A 17,257-nucleotide genomic window follows, 5' to 3' on the forward strand; every position below is an offset into this window, starting at 1 on the left:
TATCAATCTTCTACGAAAGCTTCTTCACGAGTCTTCTTAAATGCTGGTACTGAAACAAGCGCAACTAAAATTAAAGCAAGGAATAAAAGGCTTGCAGATAATGGTCTTGTAACGAATACAGTGAAGTCACCTCTTGATAGCAACAAAGCACGGCGGAAGTTTTCTTCCATCATTGGTCCTAGAACAAAACCTAACAATAGTGGAGGAGCTTCACACTCTAACTTGTTGAACAAGTATCCGATAATACCGAATGCAGCAGTGAGGTAAATATCAAAAGTTGTGTTGTTTACAGAGTAAACACCGATACAGCAGAATACTAAGATTGCTGGGTATAAATGTCTGTAAGGAATCGTTAACAACTTAACCCAAACACCGATCATTGGTAAATTCAAAATGATCAACATTAAGTTACCAATCCACATTGAAGCAATCAAACCCCAGAATAAGGCAGGATTACTTGTCATTACTTGCGGACCAGGCTGAATGTTATGAATCGTCATCGCACCTACCATCAAGGCCATCACAGCGTTTGGTGGAATACCAAGGGTTAACAATGGAATGAATGATGTCTGTGCAGCTGCATTGTTTGCACTCTCAGGAGCAGCAACACCTTCAATCGCACCTTTACCGAACTCAGCTGAGTACTTTGATACTTTTTTCTCTAAAGAATAAGCACCGAAACTCGCAAGCGCAGCACCACCACCAGGTAAAATACCTAAGACGGAACCTAACAAAGTTCCACGCAAAATCGGCGCAATCATTCTCTTGAAGTCAGTCTTTGTAGGCCATAAATTCGTAACCTTCTTCAAGAACGTTTCACGCTCTTCTTTTTGCTCTAGGTTACCCATAATCTCAGCAAAGCCGAACATTCCCATTGCAACAGCAACGAAACCAAGTCCGTCAGTGAGTTGAGGAATATCAAAGGCGTAACGTGAAGTACCAGAGTTAACGTCTGTTCCGACTAAACCTAGGAGCAATCCTAAAACGATCATTGCAATGGCTTTAATCAAGGAGCCAGAAGCAAGTACTACCGCGCCAATTAAACCAAGTACCATCAGTGAGAAATATTCCGCAGGACCGAATTTAAAAGCTAATTCTGAAAGAGGTGCGGCAAAAGCTGCTAATACTAAAGTAGCTACGCAACCAGCGAAGAATGAACCCATACCTGCAGTAAAGAGTGCCACACCTGCTCGACCGTTTCGGGCCATTTGGTAACCGTCAATTGCCGTCACTACCGAGGATGACTCTCCAGGGATATTAATCAAAATTGCAGTAGTTGATCCGCCGTACTGTGCACCGTAGTAAATACCTGCCAGCATAATTAGCGCTGCAATTGGAGGCAATGCATAGGTTGCTGGTAATAGCATAGCAATCGTTGCAATTGGACCTAATCCTGGTAAAACGCCGATTAAAGTACCAAGAACACAGCCAATGAAGCAATAGACTAAATTCTGGAGGGAAAAGGCTGTTTCAAAGCCTAGAGAAAGATTACTTAATAAATCCATTTTATGTCTTTTCTATCTGTTTAATAGTTAGTAAGTGATTTTCTAGATTCAGAAACTCGGCCAAACGGGAAACTGCAACTTTAATCCCCATACGAATGCAAAATAAGCGATGACATTTAAGATCACTGCACTGACTAAAGTGCCTTTCCAATGAAATTCATGACTTGCCATTGCTGAAACAAAAATCAAAACTACCAATGAGAGGATTAATCCAGCGTAAGGTAAAGCGATCGCAAAAATGAGTACAGAGCAAGTAACCCAAGTAACAGATTTCCAATCCCATTTACCAATACCACTTTCCTCGGCACTAGATTTTAATGAACCAAGTAAAACAGCTAAGCCCAAAAGTGCGAGAACTATTCCTAACCAGAAAGGGAAATAGCCTGAGCCCATTTTTGCAGGGGTACCCATTTGGTATGATCTAGCTAAAATGGAGAAAAAAGCTCCAATAGCTATGAACATTAAACCAGACATGAAATCTTTTTGATTACGTATTTTCAAACGAAACTCCTCGAATATTTTTATTTTCTTAAAATTAACTAATTTTGTTAACAACGTGCATTGTAAGTGGATTATTCAAATTGTGATCTTAGGGTTTTTACTTAGTAAAAAACCTACTAACATATAGCAATTCAAATGAAGATGCAACAAACAATAACTGCAAATTGTAATCGTAAAATTAAGAAATAATTAACCTTTTGCACCATGATGAGATAATATATTTTATGAAAGTAAATGAAATCCGCCAAAAGTATTTAGACTTTTTTGCCTCTAAAGGCCATCAAGTCGTGAGCTCTAGCCCCGTCGTGCCTGGAGAAGACCCAACTTTGCTATTCACAAATGCTGGGATGAATCAATTTAAAGATGTTTTTTTAGGTTTTGATAAAAGGCCTTACACCAGAGCTACGACTGCGCAAAAGTGTATTCGGGCGGGTGGAAAACACAATGATCTAGATAATGTCGGCTATACAGCTCGGCATCATACTTTCTTTGAAATGCTCGGCAATTTTTCTTTTGGCGACTATTTTAAAGAGGACGCCATTCAATTTGCTTGGGAGTTATTGACAGAAGTATTTCAGTTACCCAAGGAAAAACTCTTGATAACTGTCTATTCCGAAGATCAAGAGGCATTCGATATTTGGACAAAAAAAGTAGGTGTCCCACCTGAGAGAGTCGTTCGTATTGGCGATAACAAAGGTGCACGCTACGCGTCCGATAACTTTTGGATGATGGGTGATACAGGCCCTTGCGGACCTTGTACTGAAATTTTCTATGATCATGGCCCTGAAATCCCAGGTGGTCCTCCTGGAAGTCCTGACGAAGATGGTGATCGCTATATTGAAATTTGGAATAACGTTTTCATGCAGTTCAATCGTGATGAAAATGGAGTCATGCATCCCCTCCCTAAAAAGAGCGTTGATACGGGGATGGGATTAGAAAGAATTTCCGCCATTTTGCAACACGTGCACTCAAATTACGAAATTGATTTATTTGTCCACTTAATTGCCGCTGCGAAGACAGCTGTTGATCAAGCTGGAGGAAATAACTGTGATTTAAATAGCCCATCGTTAAAGGTGATTGCAGATCACGTAAGAGCTTGTTCATTTACGATTGCTGATGGCGTCATACCTGGTAATGCAGGGCGTGGTTATGTACTGCGCCGTATTACGCGAAGAGCTATACGACATGGCTATAAATTAGGGGCTAGATCACCATTCTTCTTTAGTATCGTAAAAAGCCTAGTTCAAGAAATGGGCAGCGCCTATCCGGAACTTGTTCTGAATGAAGAAAAAATTTCAGAGGTTATTCGGCTGGAAGAAGAACGGTTTTTTCAAACAATTGCTAATGGCATGGAGATTTTGGAAAATGCGATTGGTGACATCGATTCGACTAAACCATCGCAAATTCTTGATGGTGAAATCGCCTTTAAATTACACGACACTTTTGGCTTTCCCCTCGATTTAACAGCTGATGTTTGTCGTGAAAGAAATGTTCAAGTCGATGAGGCTGGCTTTGAAAAATGCATGCAACATCAACGTGAACTAGCTCGCGCAGCTGGTAAATTTAAAGTAAATCAGGGTCTCGAGTATCAAGGTCCGGCTACGAACTTTATTGGTTATGAACACCTTCACTCTGAACAGTCGAGTGTTTTGGCTCTTTATATCGATGGCAGTTCTGTCAATGAGGTTTCTAGTGGCGTGGACGCTGTCATCGTCCTAGATCAAACACCTTTTTATGCCGAATCGGGTGGTCAAGTTGGTGATGGTGGCGAAATGCGCAATCAGCAATTTTTGTTCCAAGTAGAAGATACTTTAAAAATACAAGCTGATGTATTTGGACACCACGGCAAAGTTTTAGAAGGTAGTATCAAAGTTGGTGATAAATTACAGACCAAAGTTGATGTATTCTCGCGCCAAGCTATTATGAGAAATCATAGTGCTACGCACTTACTGCATAAAGCCCTGAGAGAAGTTTTGGGTGCGCATGTGCAACAAAAAGGCTCTCTAGTTGACCCACAAAAAACACGCTTTGACTTCACCCACTCAAGCCCTGTAACGGATGCTGAATTAGAAAAAATTGAACAAATCGTCAATGCAGAAATTTTAGAGAATCAAGCTACCTCTGCGAAATCGATGTCGATTGATGATGCGCAAAAAACGGGTGCCATGATGTTGTTTGGGGAAAAATATGGTGATGTGGTTCGTGTCCTGGAAATTGGCTCATCTAAGGAGCTTTGTGGCGGAACCCACGTGCATAGAACCGGCGATATCGGATTGTTTAAGGTAATCGCTGAGAGTGGTGTAGCTGCTGGAATCCGCCGGATAGAGGCAATCTCGGGTAATTTAAGCCTAGCCAGAATGCAAAAGATTGAATCTCAGTTGCAGTCTGCTGCCCAGATTTTAAAATCTACCCCAGACGATCTTGAAAATAGAGTCCAACAATTATTGGATCAACTTCGTGAAGTTGAAAAAGAGCTTGAAAAATCTCAATCTAAATTAGCAGCTAGTCAAGGCGATGAATTAATGACGAAAGCAGTGTTAGTCAAAGGTATTCAAGTCTTAGCGATACAGTTTGATGTTTCAGATTCGAAAGTACTTAGAGAAACGGTTGATCAGCTTAAAAACAAGTTGAAGTCTGCAGTTATTGTCTTAGGTAGTAAGCAAGACGGTAAAGTACAGCTGATTGCTGGAGTAACTCCCGATTTGATTAGCAAACTCAAGGCGGGAGAGTTAGTTAATTTTGTTGCCAATCAAGTAGGTGGTAAAGGTGGCGGTAAACCTGATTTAGCAATGGCAGGTGGAACGGAACCCGAAAACCTGCCTGCTGCCTTAAACTCTGTCAACAACTATGTTGAAGGCAAGTTATGAGTGCAATCATCATTGATAAAGAAGTTAATTGCATTGGGATGATTTGTCCTTTGCCCGTCTTAAGAACGAAAAAAGCACTATCCGATATGCAAACTGGCAAGATTTTAAAAGTAATTGCAAATGACCCAGGCGCCAAGCATGATATTCCCATGTTTGCAAAACAAACAGGAAATAACCTGATTCATTCTGAAGTAGAAGATGAAAATTTCATCTTCTACTTAGCGAGACGCTAGTTACTTGGCCGCTGAGGTTCTGCCTGAAATCGATTTGTGTGCTTTTAAATAAGCTTTAAATTCAGCAGATACTTCAGGATGCTTTAAGGCAAACTCAACTGTTGCTTTTAGGTAGCCTAATTTGCTACCGCAATCATAACGAACACCATCATATTGATAAGCTAATACTTGCTCTTTTTGTAAAAGAGTTTGGATTGCATCCGTTAATTGATATTCACCACCAGAACCTGGTTTTAGATTTTTAATATGAGAAAAAATCTGCGGAGTCAAAATATAACGTCCTACCACACCAAGGTTAGAAGGTGCATCTTCAGGTGCTGGCTTCTCAACAATGTCATCTAATTTCAAAAGATTCTTTTCAAGCTTTTTACCTGAAATAACACCGTATGAGCGACTTTGATCTTTGGTAATTTTTTCTACACCGATTACTGAACTATGATAGTGCGAGTAAACATCAATCATCTGCTGTAAGGTTGGTACTGGACCGGTTAATAAGTCATCCGCAAGAATAATGGCAAATGGATCGTTACCAACTAATTTTTCAGCGCAAAGTACCGCATTACCTAGTCCCAAGGCCTCTGATTGACGAACATAAACACAGTCAACATGGCTTGGTTTAATACTGCGTACGATTTCTAGTAAATCGTTTTTCTTTTTATTCTCAAGCTCTATTTCAAGTTCGTAAGCCTTATCGAAATGATCTTCAATCGCTCTTTTACTGCGACCTGTTACAAAAATAAGTTCGGTAATTCCAGAGGCAATTGCCTCTTCTACCGCATATTGAATCAGGGGCTTATCAACTACGGTAAGCATTTCTTTGGGCATGGCCTTAGTTGCTGGTAAAAATCGTGTACCGAGTCCAGCTACTGGAAAAACAGCTTTAAAAATTTTTTTCATATTGTTTATGTTTTTTGAAAGAATAGATTAATTGTGGGATAGTTTATCCCATTGATCTGAAAGTCTTGCCAACTTGGACTTAAACTCAGCCATCCTATTTTGTTCTTGCGAAAGTACTTCAGGAGGCGCTTTACTTACGAAACTTTCATTTGATAATTTACCATAACTTTTTTTAATCTCAGATTCCAATCGCACCATTTCTTTCCTAATACGCGTTTTTTCGGCTTCAACATCAATTTCGACTTCTAAAAGTAGGCGAATATCATCCACAATTACAACCGGTGCCTGCGCGCTCTTTGCATCAATGAGTTGTCCAGTAGTGTCGATTTGGATATCAGATAACTTGCCTAGACTCATTAAATAAGGTTTAACAAGTACTAAGAAATCAGTGGGGCCTTGAATCAATAAAGGCACTTTTTGCGAAGGAGGAATTTGCATTTCTCCGCGTAGATTTCTGCAGGCATCAACTAAAGATTTGAGTTTTTTAACCCATAACTCTGAAGCCTCATCAATTTTGCTAGGCTGAGAGATTGGATAAGCTTGCAAGGCAATACTTTGTTTCGGACAATCTTGTAATGATTTCCCTGCTTTAGGGGCAACCGTTTGCCATAGTTCTTCAGTAATAAATGGAATTATTGGGTGAGCTAAGCGCAGAATCGTTTCTAAAACTCTTAAAAGTGTTCTACGGGTTGCCCTCTGACTAGCCGGACTGCCCTGTTGCAATTGCACCTTCGCCAACTCTAAATACCAATCACAATACTCGTCCCAAACAAATTGATAAATTGAACTAGAGATTAAATCAAACCGGTACTCTTTGTAAGCTCTATCAATATCAGCTTCTACTCTTTGTAACTGGGAAACAATCCATCGATCAGCAGGAGAAAAGTCTAAATATCCCTCCGGTCCACAGTCTCCTAGACATTTTGCGAAGCCATTGTCTTCATCGTTACCATTGCAGTTCATTAAAACAAATCGAGTCGCATTCCATAACTTATTACAAAAATTACGATAGCCCTCACAACGATTTAAATCAAAATTAATATTTCTACCCAAGGTTGCCATGGAGGCAAAGGTAAAGCGGAGGGCATCTGTCCCAAAGGAGGGAATACCTTGTGGGAATTCTTTGGTCGTTTTCTTAGAAATAGATTCTGCTTGCTTCGGATTCATTAAATTTTGAGTCCGTTTTTCAAGTAAATCTTCTAGTGAAATACCATCAATCAAATCAATTGGGTCCAAGGTATTTCCTTTGGACTTACTCATTTTCTGACCTTCAGCATCTCTAACTAAGCCATGCACATACACATCTTGAAATGGTACTTTACCCGTGAAATGACAGGTCATCATGACCATGCGGGCAACCCAGAAAAAGATGATGTCAAAACCAGTTACTAAGACAGTAGAGGGTAAAAAACGCTCGAGCAGTTCAGTCTTATTTGGCCAACCTAAGGATGAAAATGGGACTAAAGCAGAACTAAACCAAGTGTCTAAGACATCATCATCGCGCCGAAGGCTGCCAAGATAACCTTGAGCACGCGCTTTTTCATAAGCAGCTTCTTCATTCCTAGCCACAACAAAAGTACCGTCGTCTAAAAACCAAGCTGGAATTTGATGACCCCACCATAATTGCCTAGAGATACACCAGTCCTGAATATTTTCAAGCCATTGTGAATAAGTTGAAGTCCAGTTTTCGGGAACAAGCTTGATATCACCCTCAGTTACCGCGAGAAGTGCTGCGCTAGCAATCGACTCTCCTGGTTTATATTGATTGAAAGGAGTGGGCGTAGACATCGCTACAAACCACTGGTCTGTTAGCATTGGTTCGATAATCGTGCGAGTTCTATCCCCTCTAGGGACCATCAATTTATGATCAACCACTTTTTCTAACAGACCTAATGAGTCTAAGTCTTTAACAATTTTTTTTCTCGCCTCAAAGCGGTCCATACCTTGGTAGGTAAGAGGTGCATTGTCATTAATTTTGGCATCTAAAGTGAGAATACTCATCGGTGTGAGTTGATGTCTTTGACCAACCGCATAATCGTTAAAGTCGTGTGCTGGTGTAACTTTTACTACACCTGTTCCAAATGCTGGATCAACATAGTCATCCGCAATAATAGGTATTTCTCGGTCACATAGAGGCAATACTACCTTTTTACCAATCAGGTGTTGATATCTCTCATCCTCAGGATGAACCATAACAGCTAAATCACCCAACATCGTTTCAGGTCTAGTTGTCGCTACCGTTAAGTGCCCAGATCCATCCGCTAAAGGGTAACGAATGTGCCACATAGAACCAGCCTCTTCCAAACTCTCTACTTCAAGGTCGGAGACTGCGGTGCCTAGAACTGGATCCCAATTAACCAGCCTTTTGCCACGGTAAATCAGACCTTGTTCATATAAAGTAACAAAGACTTCAACAACCGCCTCGGACATCGAGGGATCCATCGTGAAGTATTCCTTACTCCAGTCAATTGAGGCGCCGAGTCGTTTAATTTGACTAGTAATAGTGGAACCCGACTTTTCTTTCCATTCCCACACTTTATTTAAAAATGTTTCTCTACCCAAATCATGTCTTGAAATACCTTGGGCATCTAACTGTCTTTCCACCACAATTTGTGTGGCAATACCAGCATGATCTGTACCTGGAACCCATAATGCATTTTGACCTTGCATTCTGGCATGACGCGTTAAGCTATCCATAATAGTTTGGTTAAAAGCATGCCCCATATGAAGCGTACCGGTAACATTAGGGGGCGGTAATTGGATACAGAAATTTTCCTGATCAGCTTTGATTTCTAGGACATTTATATCTTTTTCAGCCCAAATTTGACTGAGCTTTTTTTCGATAGCTAAGGGTTCGAAGGCCTTGGCAAGTTCATTTGATTGATTTGCGTCGTTAGACATGGGTGATGAAGGAGTATTATTTTCTATTTTAGACATTCCTAAATTATAATGGTGTATTTCAAAGAGTCCATGTGTCTGAACTTCTACATAATTTAAACCCTGAACAGCTACAGGCTGTTACCCTAGCTACTAAAGATGAAAATGGCAATGCGCAGTCGGCATTGATTTTAGCTGGGGCCGGTAGTGGTAAAACGCGAGTTCTTACAACGAGGATTGCTTACCTCATTCAGACTGGTCAAATTTCACCGATTGGGATCTTAGCGGTTACCTTTACAAATAAAGCCGCTAAAGAGATGTTGGCTAGGTTGTCAGGGATGATGCCGATTAATACTCGCGGTATGTGGGTCGGAACTTTTCATGGCTTATGTAATCGATTATTGAGAGCCCATTTCAAAGACGCAGGATTACCTTCAACTTTCCAAATTTTGGATACCCAAGATCAATTATCTGCGATTAAAAGATTACTCAAATCTTTAAAAGTGGATGATGAAAAGTATCCTCCAAAGCAGTTGCAATATTTCATTTCCAATTCAAAAGAACGTGGAAATAGGCCAAAAGATATTTCCCCCGTTGATGAGTTTCAAGCAATGATGACGAAACTGTATCAAGCTTATGAAGAGCAATGTCAACGAGAGGGCGTGGTTGACTTTTCGGAGCTTCTTTTAAGATCTTATGAACTTCTTAAATTTCATGAGCCAATTAGAGAGCATTATCAAAAGCGTTTTAGACATGTATTAGTTGACGAGTTTCAAGATACCAACACTTTGCAATACGCTTGGTTAAAACTCTTATCTGCCCAAGCAACTCCCCATGCGGCTTGCGTGTTTGCAGTGGGTGATGATGATCAAAGTATTTACGCGTTTAGAGGTGCAGATGTTGCAAACATGCGCTTGTTCGAAAAACAGTACCATCCGGTAACCGTTAAGTTAGAACAAAACTATCGATCCCACGCCAATATTCTGGATACTGCTAACTGTCTGATTGCTCATAATACTGAACGGTTAGGTAAAAATTTACGAACAGATGCTGGACATGGTGAACCGGTCAGACTTTATGAAGCCGCCTCAGATGGAATGGAAGCCTCCTGGTTAATTGACGAAATTCGTAATTTAATTAACGACGGGATGACTAGAAGTGAAGTTGCGATTTTGTATCGTAGCAATGCTCAGTCACGCATTATTGAGCATGGTCTATTTTCTGCTGGAATCGCTTATCGAGTCTATGGGGGCTTGCGCTTCTTTGAGCGTGCCGAAATTAAACATGCTCTAGCATATTTGCGTTTAATGGAAAATCCCAATGATGACACCTCCTTTTCAAGGGTGGTCAATTTTCCTACTCGTGGAATTGGCGCAAGATCAATTGAAGCTTTGCAAGATATCGCCCGCACTCAACAATGTTCACTCTACAGCGCAGCAAGTTCTTTAGAGGGTAAACCGGGCTCCTCTATTAATGGGTTTATCCGTTTAATTGATCATATGCGGGATGCTACACGTAAAAACACACTACCTGAATTAATTGACTATGTGATCCAACATTGTGGCTTAATCCAACATTATTTGGCTGAAAAAGAAGGCCAAGATCGGATTGAAAACTTACAAGAACTAATTAACGCTGCTACGGCTTTTGTCGCTGAAGAAGGCTTAGGTCAGGATGCCGTTGCTTTAACGCCGATTGAGCTCAATACGAGCTTACCGGTTGAGCCCCTCTTTGACAATCAAGGTACTACTCAAACGACAGCCATAGAAATGTCACCTTTAGCTGGATTTTTAGCGCATGCATCCCTAGAGTCAGGTGATAATCAAGCACAGGCGGGTCAAGACGCTGTGCAATTAATGACTGTTCATGCTTCAAAAGGACTCGAGTTTAAAGTCGTCTTTATTACAGGCCTTGAGGAAGGCTTATTCCCTCATGAGAATAGTATTAATGAACCAAAGGGTTTAGAAGAAGAGCGCCGATTAATGTATGTCGCCATTACGCGGGCTAGGGATCGTTTGTATTTGTCACATACTCAGTCTAGGATGTTACATGGTCAAGTGAGGTACAACATGCCATCAAGATTTTTAGAGGAGTTACCGAAGGAGTGCCTTAAACTATTAACTCCAAAACACTCAGAGTCAAGGTGGGGTAATGTGGCAAGGCAAGTTAACCCTAGTTGGGGAAATACTAGCTTGGGTCAAGATTTACCAACTGCCAAAAGTTTTAGTAAAACCTCTGTCGTGGTGCCCAGTACCAAAAGCAATAATGATCATGGTTTTTATGCTGGTCAAATGGTATTTCATCCAAAATTTGGCGAAGGCAGAATTACTGGCTTTGAAGGAAATGGCGCTGATACCAGGGCGCAGGTAAACTTTACTAGAAACGGTGTGAAGTGGTTACAACTCAGCATTGCAAAATTAAGCGCTATTGAATAGTTAGCAGAATAGTTAGCAGAATAGTAAGCAAAACGAGTAAGCAAAACTAGCTCTGAAGTTCATACCTAAAATTAGTCGTTATAGTTAGTGCTACATTAGCCGGCTCTGCATTTACTAGCACTTTATTTCGCTAGCTCTCAAATTTCTTCAAGCACTGGCATCTTCATCGGATAAGTTTGCGCTAGTTTTAACTGAGTCCGTGAAGCAGCCTTTCCAAATAGCATAAAAAGAACAATAAAAGATCGTGATGGATAACATGGAAAAGGGTGTGATGAGATAACTAGCATACTGCTTGATATCTAATGCCTCAAAAATACCACCTACAAATAACGGAACAGTTATGAGGATAATCCCCCAAGTGGCGAGATAAACTACGAAAGCACCCTTATTGAACCAAAAACCAAGCCAACTACCGAAAATCGCTTTACGAATACTCAAATTTTGCCAAGCAATCAGTTGCGGCGAAAACCACATCAACATCGCTACGGGTAAATATAAAACTGCTGCAACGATTAAAGCGTAATACATCTCTTGAACGAGGGTTGGCCCAGTAATTTCACCGCTAGTTAAAAGTGGCATTATCTTTTCTACATCAATAAATTGAGATGAAACTAGGCTAATTAATACGATAAATATCGTATATAAACCACCGAGCTTCAATAGTCTCACCCTAATGGCAGGGGGCAGTTCCTTTATTGCAGTAATGTAAATAGAGGGTTTAACTGTTTGTTTTAGGATCACTCTTTGCGCAGCAGTCAGAAAGGCAACTGAGATGCAAGGGTTAAAAATTAATACAAAAATAATACCAACAATCGGTATGAACATGGAAAGTTGCATTAAAAATATATATAGAAACACTAGCATCAAGAAAGTAAAAGGGTTTTGCTTAAATAGCCAAATGCCTTGTCGAATCCAAATGTATCCTGATTTTGGCGGAAGACGATTAATTTGCATGTTGTTTCACCCTTAAACGCAATATTCTTTCAAAATGCTTTGGATCATGGGGGGTTAATAAAGCTGCTTCACGTGGCAAGTGTAAATCCCATAGCCTAGAAATCCAAAAGCGAAGTGCGGCCGCCCTTTGCATAAAAGGCCAAGCTATTTCCTCTTCATCAGTAAATGGCCTTATCTCCTGATAAGCATGTAAAAAAGCACTGATTAAATCGGGTTTAAATGCTCCCGAGGAGTGTTCAATACACCAGTCATTTACCGTGACACAGATATCAAATAGCCATTTATCTGTCCCGGCAAAATAAAAGTCAAAAAATCCACTCAATTCCGGATAAGATCCGGCCGAGGCATCTTTAAACAGGACGTTATCCCTGAACAAATCACAATGACTTGGTCCTTGGGGTAAATCTTGATAGGTCGTACTATGAAAAAATTCTGTTTGAACTTGTAACTCTTCACTTAGTAAGTTTTTTTGCGCTTGATCTAAAAATGGCAGAATTTGTGGAACGGTTTCTTGCCACCAAGGCAAACTTCTCAAGTTGGGTTGGTTTTTCTTAAAAGAGGCGCCAGCAAGATGCATTTTGGCAAGCATCATACCGACTTCGTGGCAATGTTCAGGAGTCGGGGCCATCACGGAGGCTCCTTCAAGTTTACTCACAAGAGCACCGGGTTTATTTTTTAAATCTAAAACAAGATCTTGTTGTTTATTCAGAAAAGGGGCTGGTACCTTAATGCCATGTTTTGATAAGTGCTGCATTAGCTCTAAGTAATAAGGCAACTCTTGCGCAGATAAGCGCTCAAAAATAGTCAGAACATATTCTGTTTGAACATTTCCTTGCAAAGCAGTTAAAAAAAAGTTGCTATTTTCAATGCCAGAGCTAATGCCCTTCAAACTGACGACATCCCCTAAACTGAATTGATTTTTAAACCAAACAGCAACTTCTTCTAAATTTAATTGGGTATAGACCGCCATACGGCTAAAATGGGAGTTGAATTGAAGGAACCCGCTGGATCGTCGTATTTGGTAATGTTGGGCTTGAATTGATTGGTTTACTCATTTCGTAATGAGTACCTGAGCGGGAATCTACTTGAATTTCTACAGGACGACCATTTGAAGTATATTCTGTAATGCGGGTGCCTTGATTTTCTTGATATTCAAAAGAGGTAGGCCTTTTTTCTGTGCCAAGAACGTTCTCATTTGCTCTTACTGATGGAGAGATAGGCTGACGGTTGATCAGTTCCAATTCCTTGGCTTCAAGACCGGGCGAAATATTGGTATTTTGAGCAAAGACTTGATTAGTCACTATCATGTTGAAAGAGGCGATGAAAGTGACGGAAAAAATTAACGCTGATACCCTATTGAATCGGATGTTGTTCATTGGCTTTACAAAAGTAAGTTGTTAAATAAAACATAATTGTACGATTAAGGCATGACTAAAGAAATTTTATTATTGGTTGACGGCTCCAGTTATCTCTACAGAGCATTTCATGCTATGCCAGATTTGCGTAATCCGCAAGGAGAACCTACGGGTGCAATTTATGGCATGATTAATATGCTAAGGCAAGCCCGTCAAAAGATGCCAACTACGCATATTGCTTGCGTTTTTGATGCTAAAGGCCCCACCTTTAGAGACGAATGGTATCCAGAATATAAAGCTAATCGATCTTCCATGCCCGAGGATTTAGTCAAACAAATCGAGCCCATTCACGCCGTAGTGAAGGCGCTAGGCTGGCCAGTCATTATGGTGCCACAAGTTGAGGCCGATGATGTGATCGGTACCTTAGCCAAAAGAGCTAGCGAAATGGATTGGACCACCATCATTTCTACCGGTGACAAAGATTTAGCCCAGTTAGTGACTGAAAAAGTTACTTTAATTAATACGATGACCAATGAAAAATTGGATATTGGTGGGGTAACAGCCAAATTCGGCATTCCTCCGGAGTTGATCGTGGATTATTTAACGATTACCGGTGATACTGTTGATAACGTGCCTGGCGTGCCTAAAGCAGGACCAAAAACCGCTGTCAAATGGCTCACAGAATATGGAAATTTGGACCATTTAATCGAAAAAGCTGCCGATATTAAAGGAGTTGTGGGTGAAAATCTGCGTCAAGCAATTCCTTGGTTAGCCACTGCTAGAAAATTATTAACCGTGAAGCTCGACTGTGAGCTTGACGAACATTTGCTCGATTTATCTGAACTTGAAGCTAAACCTGAAAATCATGATGATTTGAGAGGGTTATTTGTTAAGTATGGCTTTAAAACTTGGCTTAAAGAATACCATCTGACTCAAGATATTCAGTCGGTTGTGAATACGCAGAGTAACTCTGATGCAAGCTCTCCTAACAATGATTTGAATGGCGAAGCATTACAACAGATAGTTCAGAATGACACTAAAAGCGCCAACTATGAGTGTGTCACAAGCCTTGATCGATTGCAGTTTTGGTTAGAAAAAATTAAGTTAGCTCAACTTACTTGTTTTGATACGGAAACAACTGGGCTCGAACCGATGGTTTCAGAACTCGTTGGTATCTCCTTAGCTACTGAAGAAGGGAACGCATGTTACATCCCATTAGCGCATACAACTAGTGAGGATCAACTTAATCGTGAGCTTGTTTTAGAAATGCTAAAGCCTTGGTTGGAAGGCGATCAGTATAAAAAAGTGGGTCAAAATCTAAAGTTTGATCTCCATATTTTGTTAAATCATGGCGTATCTTTAAAAGGCATCCAACACGATACCTTACTCGAATCCTATGTGTTTGAATCCCACAAGCCCCATGATATGGATACGATGGCACTGCGCCATCTTGGTTTAAATACGATTAAATTTGAAGATGTTTGTGGCAAGGGAGTTAAACAAATCACCTTTGATCAAGTGATGCACGAGCAAGCATCCCGGTATGCTGCCGAGGATGCGGACATTACCCTGCGCCTGCATGAAAATTTTGCACCAATTATCCAAAATGATCCTAGCTTAAAGTTTGTATATGAGTCTATCGAAATGCCGACCATGAGGGTCTTAGCCATTATGGAACGCAATGGCATATTGATTGACACAGAAAAACTAGCTGCTCAGAGCCAAACTGTCGGTAAAAAACTAATTGATTTAGAAACTGAAATTTATAGCTTGGCGGGTCAACGCTTTAATATCCAATCGCCCAAACAAATCGGTGAGATTCTTTTTACATTACTCAAGTTGCCTGTAGTGAAAAAAACACCTGGTGGGGCTCCCTCTACCGATGAAGAGGTGCTCGCGAAGTTGTCCGAGGATTATCCGTTGCCAGCCAGAATTCTAGACTATCGAAGCCTTGCTAAATTACAGTCGACCTATATTGAAAAACTGCCTAGAATGATCAATAAGAAGACCAATCGACTGCATACGAACTATGCCCAAGCCGTTGCGGCAACAGGACGTCTTGCATCTAATGAACCTAACTTGCAAAATATTCCAATTAGAACCGATGAGGGCAGGAAAATTAGGGAAGCCTTTATTGCCAAACCTGGCTTTAAACTCATGTCTGCCGATTATTCGCAAATTGAACTGCGCATCATGGCACATTTTGCCCAGGATGAAAATCTTTTAGATGCCTTTGCTAATGGATTAGATATTCACAAAGCAACAGCAGCTGAAATTTTTAATGTCCCATTAGACTTAGTAAGTAGCGAGCAAAGACGCTTTGCTAAAGTTATTAATTTTGGTCTAATTTACGGCATGAGTGCTTTTGGTCTAGCCGGGAATTTAGGTATTGATAGAGGTGCTGCACAAAGTTATATTGATACCTACTTTGCTCGGTATCCTGGAGTCGCTAAATATATGGCAGTTACGCGGGCAACTGCCAAAGATAAAGGCTATGTAGAGACTTTCTTTGGTCGTAGACTATGGCTTGCGGAAATTCAAAGCACTAATGCAATACGTCGACAAGGCGCAGAGCGAGCGGCAATTAATGCACCAATGCAAGGTACTGCTGCTGACTTAATTAAGTTATCAATGATTAAAGTACAGGAATGGCTTGAAGCAGAAAATCTTCAAACAAAATTATTACTTCAAGTACACGATGAATTAGTCCTTGAGGTTGCTGAAGTAGAGATGGACTTTGTCAAAGAGCATCTCAACCGAATAATGACGACCGTTGCAGCGCTAAGTGTTCCTTTAGAGGTGGGCATTGGTATCGGCGATAATTGGGAAGAAGCGCATTAAGCACTAATTAACCATGTCCATTTTATTTTCAATTTCATTAGCAACCATTGCTGCTGGCGTAGTAAGTATTACGATTGCTGCCACACTATCCTTTAAATTCCTGACCAAGATTGTTGAAAACATGGTTAGTTTTTCTGTAGGGATTTTGTTGGCAACGGCGTTTTTGCACTCCTTGCCAGAAGCTTTCGAAGCCCCTGGAGTCTCTGCTGCCACCTTATTTTCTTTTTTATTGGCTGGCATCTTATTTTTCTTTGTCCTCGAAAAAATCGCTTTATTAAGACATAACCATCACCATGAGGGAGATGGACACGATCATCATCATGGTCACGATGCAGAAAATGCGGGGAAGAGTGGCTGGATGATATTAGTAGGTGACGGCCTACATAATTTTGTCGATGGAATTCTGATCGCTGCCGCCTTTATTGCCAATCCTGGAATTGGAATTTTGACAGCAATCGCCATTATTGCCCATGAAATACCTCAAGAAATTGGGAATTTCATGGTCTTATTAAATGCAGGCTTTTCAAAGATTCGCGCTTTAATTTATAACTCTATTTGCGGTCTTTTATCTACCATCGGAGGATTGATAGGATATTTTTATTTAGAGGACTCTGCAAAGTTAATCCCCTATCTAATGGTTTTTGCATCAAGCAACTTCATCTATATTGCGGTCAGTGATCTCATGCCACAAATGCACCGGAGGTTTCAATTAAAGGAATCTTTAAAACAAATTAGTTTGATTTTGTTAGGAGTGGCTTTAGTTTTAAGCCTCTCCTTTTTGACATAAAAAAA

General features: G+C 40.5%; 12 protein-coding genes. 5 read left to right on the forward strand and 7 right to left on the reverse strand.

The annotated features are described in order from the left end of the window. Window positions 1-2: 2 nt before the first annotated feature. Together AOC35_RS15255 and AOC35_RS15260 are read right to left on the reverse strand one after the other, a co-directional pair. Window positions 3-1,505, reverse strand: coding sequence for a tripartite tricarboxylate transporter permease (locus tag AOC35_RS15255; protein WP_108648609.1), 1,503 nt, complete (start codon window positions 1,503-1,505; stop codon window positions 3-5). Between the two features lie 48 nt (window positions 1,506-1,553). After that, entirely contained in the window at window positions 1,554-2,006 is a 453-nt protein-coding gene (locus tag AOC35_RS15260; RefSeq protein WP_108648611.1) for a tripartite tricarboxylate transporter TctB family protein, read from the reverse strand. Between the two features lie 224 nt (window positions 2,007-2,230). Between AOC35_RS15260 and alaS the strand changes: the two genes are divergently transcribed. Beyond that, window positions 2,231-4,873, forward strand: coding sequence for an alanine--tRNA ligase (gene alaS / locus AOC35_RS15265; protein WP_108648613.1), 2,643 nt, complete (start codon window positions 2,231-2,233; stop codon window positions 4,871-4,873). Further along, a complete protein-coding gene (locus tag AOC35_RS15270) occupies window positions 4,870-5,106 on the forward strand; it encodes a sulfurtransferase TusA family protein (RefSeq protein WP_425440634.1) in 237 nt (78 codons plus the stop codon). The genes alaS and AOC35_RS15270 overlap by 4 nt, the downstream gene beginning before the upstream one ends. On the opposite strand, the gene galU is transcribed toward AOC35_RS15270, so the two are convergent. Together galU and AOC35_RS15280 are read right to left on the reverse strand one after the other, a co-directional pair. Continuing rightward, window positions 5,107-6,003, reverse strand: a complete 897-nt coding sequence (gene galU, locus AOC35_RS15275; protein ID WP_108648614.1) for a UTP--glucose-1-phosphate uridylyltransferase GalU — start codon at window positions 6,001-6,003, stop codon at window positions 5,107-5,109. Between the two features lie 27 nt (window positions 6,004-6,030). Beyond that, window positions 6,031-8,904 (reverse strand): valine--tRNA ligase, encoded by a 2,874-nt coding sequence (locus tag AOC35_RS15280; RefSeq protein WP_108648617.1) that lies wholly within the window; start codon window positions 8,902-8,904, stop codon window positions 6,031-6,033. Window positions 8,905-8,975: 71 nt separating this feature from the next. Here AOC35_RS15280 and AOC35_RS15285 point away from each other — a divergent pair, with 71 nt between their 5' ends. Next, window positions 8,976-11,315, forward strand: coding sequence for a UvrD-helicase domain-containing protein (locus tag AOC35_RS15285; protein WP_108648619.1), 2,340 nt, complete (start codon window positions 8,976-8,978; stop codon window positions 11,313-11,315). Window positions 11,316-11,462: 147 nt separating this feature from the next. Here AOC35_RS15285 and AOC35_RS15290 read toward each other — a convergent pair whose 3' ends face one another. Genes AOC35_RS15290 through AOC35_RS15300 form a run of 3 tightly spaced genes read right to left on the reverse strand, consistent with a single transcriptional unit; the run spans window position 11,463 to window position 13,576 of the window. Beyond that, on the reverse strand, window positions 11,463-12,269 hold the full coding sequence (locus AOC35_RS15290) for a BPSS1780 family membrane protein (protein ID WP_108648621.1): 807 nt from the start codon (window positions 12,267-12,269) through the stop codon (window positions 11,463-11,465). Continuing rightward, complete coding sequence (locus tag AOC35_RS15295) at window positions 12,259-13,239, reverse strand: homoserine kinase (protein ID WP_108648623.1); 981 nt, start codon at window positions 13,237-13,239, stop codon at window positions 12,259-12,261. The genes AOC35_RS15290 and AOC35_RS15295 overlap by 11 nt, the downstream gene beginning before the upstream one ends. A 4-nt stretch (window positions 13,240-13,243) precedes the next feature. After that, window positions 13,244-13,576 (reverse strand): hypothetical protein, encoded by a 333-nt coding sequence (locus AOC35_RS15300; RefSeq protein ID WP_159077625.1) that lies wholly within the window; start codon window positions 13,574-13,576, stop codon window positions 13,244-13,246. A 120-nt stretch (window positions 13,577-13,696) separates the two neighbouring features. Between AOC35_RS15300 and polA the strand changes: the two genes are divergently transcribed. Both polA and AOC35_RS15310 read left to right on the forward strand, forming a co-directional pair. Beyond that, a complete protein-coding gene (polA, locus tag AOC35_RS15305) occupies window positions 13,697-16,465 on the forward strand; it encodes a DNA polymerase I (RefSeq protein WP_108648626.1) in 2,769 nt (922 codons plus the stop codon). Window positions 16,466-16,478: 13 nt separating this feature from the next. Then, window positions 16,479-17,252, forward strand: coding sequence for a ZIP family metal transporter (locus AOC35_RS15310; protein WP_108648627.1), 774 nt, complete (start codon window positions 16,479-16,481; stop codon window positions 17,250-17,252). The last annotated feature ends 5 nt before the right edge of the window (window positions 17,253-17,257 follow it).

The sequence above is a fragment of the Polynucleobacter rarus genome (genome assembly GCF_003072505.1).
Lineage (GTDB): Bacteria > Pseudomonadota > Gammaproteobacteria > Burkholderiales > Burkholderiaceae > Polynucleobacter > Polynucleobacter rarus.

Bases quoted from the DNA above. Each gene is read 5' to 3' on its own strand.
- AOC35_RS15290 (WP_108648621.1), bottom strand. From the start codon at position 12,269: ATGCAAATTAATCGTCTTCCGCCAAAATCAGGATACATTTGGATTCGA.
- AOC35_RS15300 (WP_159077625.1), bottom strand. From the start codon at position 13,576: ATGATAGTGACTAATCAAGTCTTTGCTCAAAATACCAATATTTCGCCC.
- AOC35_RS15270 (WP_425440634.1), top strand. From the start codon at position 4,870: ATGAGTGCAATCATCATTGATAAAGAAGTTAATTGCATTGGGATGATT.
- AOC35_RS15255 (WP_108648609.1), bottom strand. From the start codon at position 1,505: ATGGATTTATTAAGTAATCTTTCTCTAGGCTTTGAAACAGCCTTTTCC.
- AOC35_RS15310 (WP_108648627.1), top strand. From the start codon at position 16,479: ATGTCCATTTTATTTTCAATTTCATTAGCAACCATTGCTGCTGGCGTA.
- AOC35_RS15280 (WP_108648617.1), bottom strand. From the start codon at position 8,904: ATGTCTAACGACGCAAATCAATCAAATGAACTTGCCAAGGCCTTCGAA.
- polA (WP_108648626.1), top strand. From the start codon at position 13,697: ATGACTAAAGAAATTTTATTATTGGTTGACGGCTCCAGTTATCTCTAC.
- galU (WP_108648614.1), bottom strand. From the start codon at position 6,003: ATGAAAAAAATTTTTAAAGCTGTTTTTCCAGTAGCTGGACTCGGTACA.
- AOC35_RS15295 (WP_108648623.1), bottom strand. From the start codon at position 13,239: ATGGCGGTCTATACCCAATTAAATTTAGAAGAAGTTGCTGTTTGGTTT.
- alaS (WP_108648613.1), top strand. From the start codon at position 2,231: ATGAAAGTAAATGAAATCCGCCAAAAGTATTTAGACTTTTTTGCCTCT.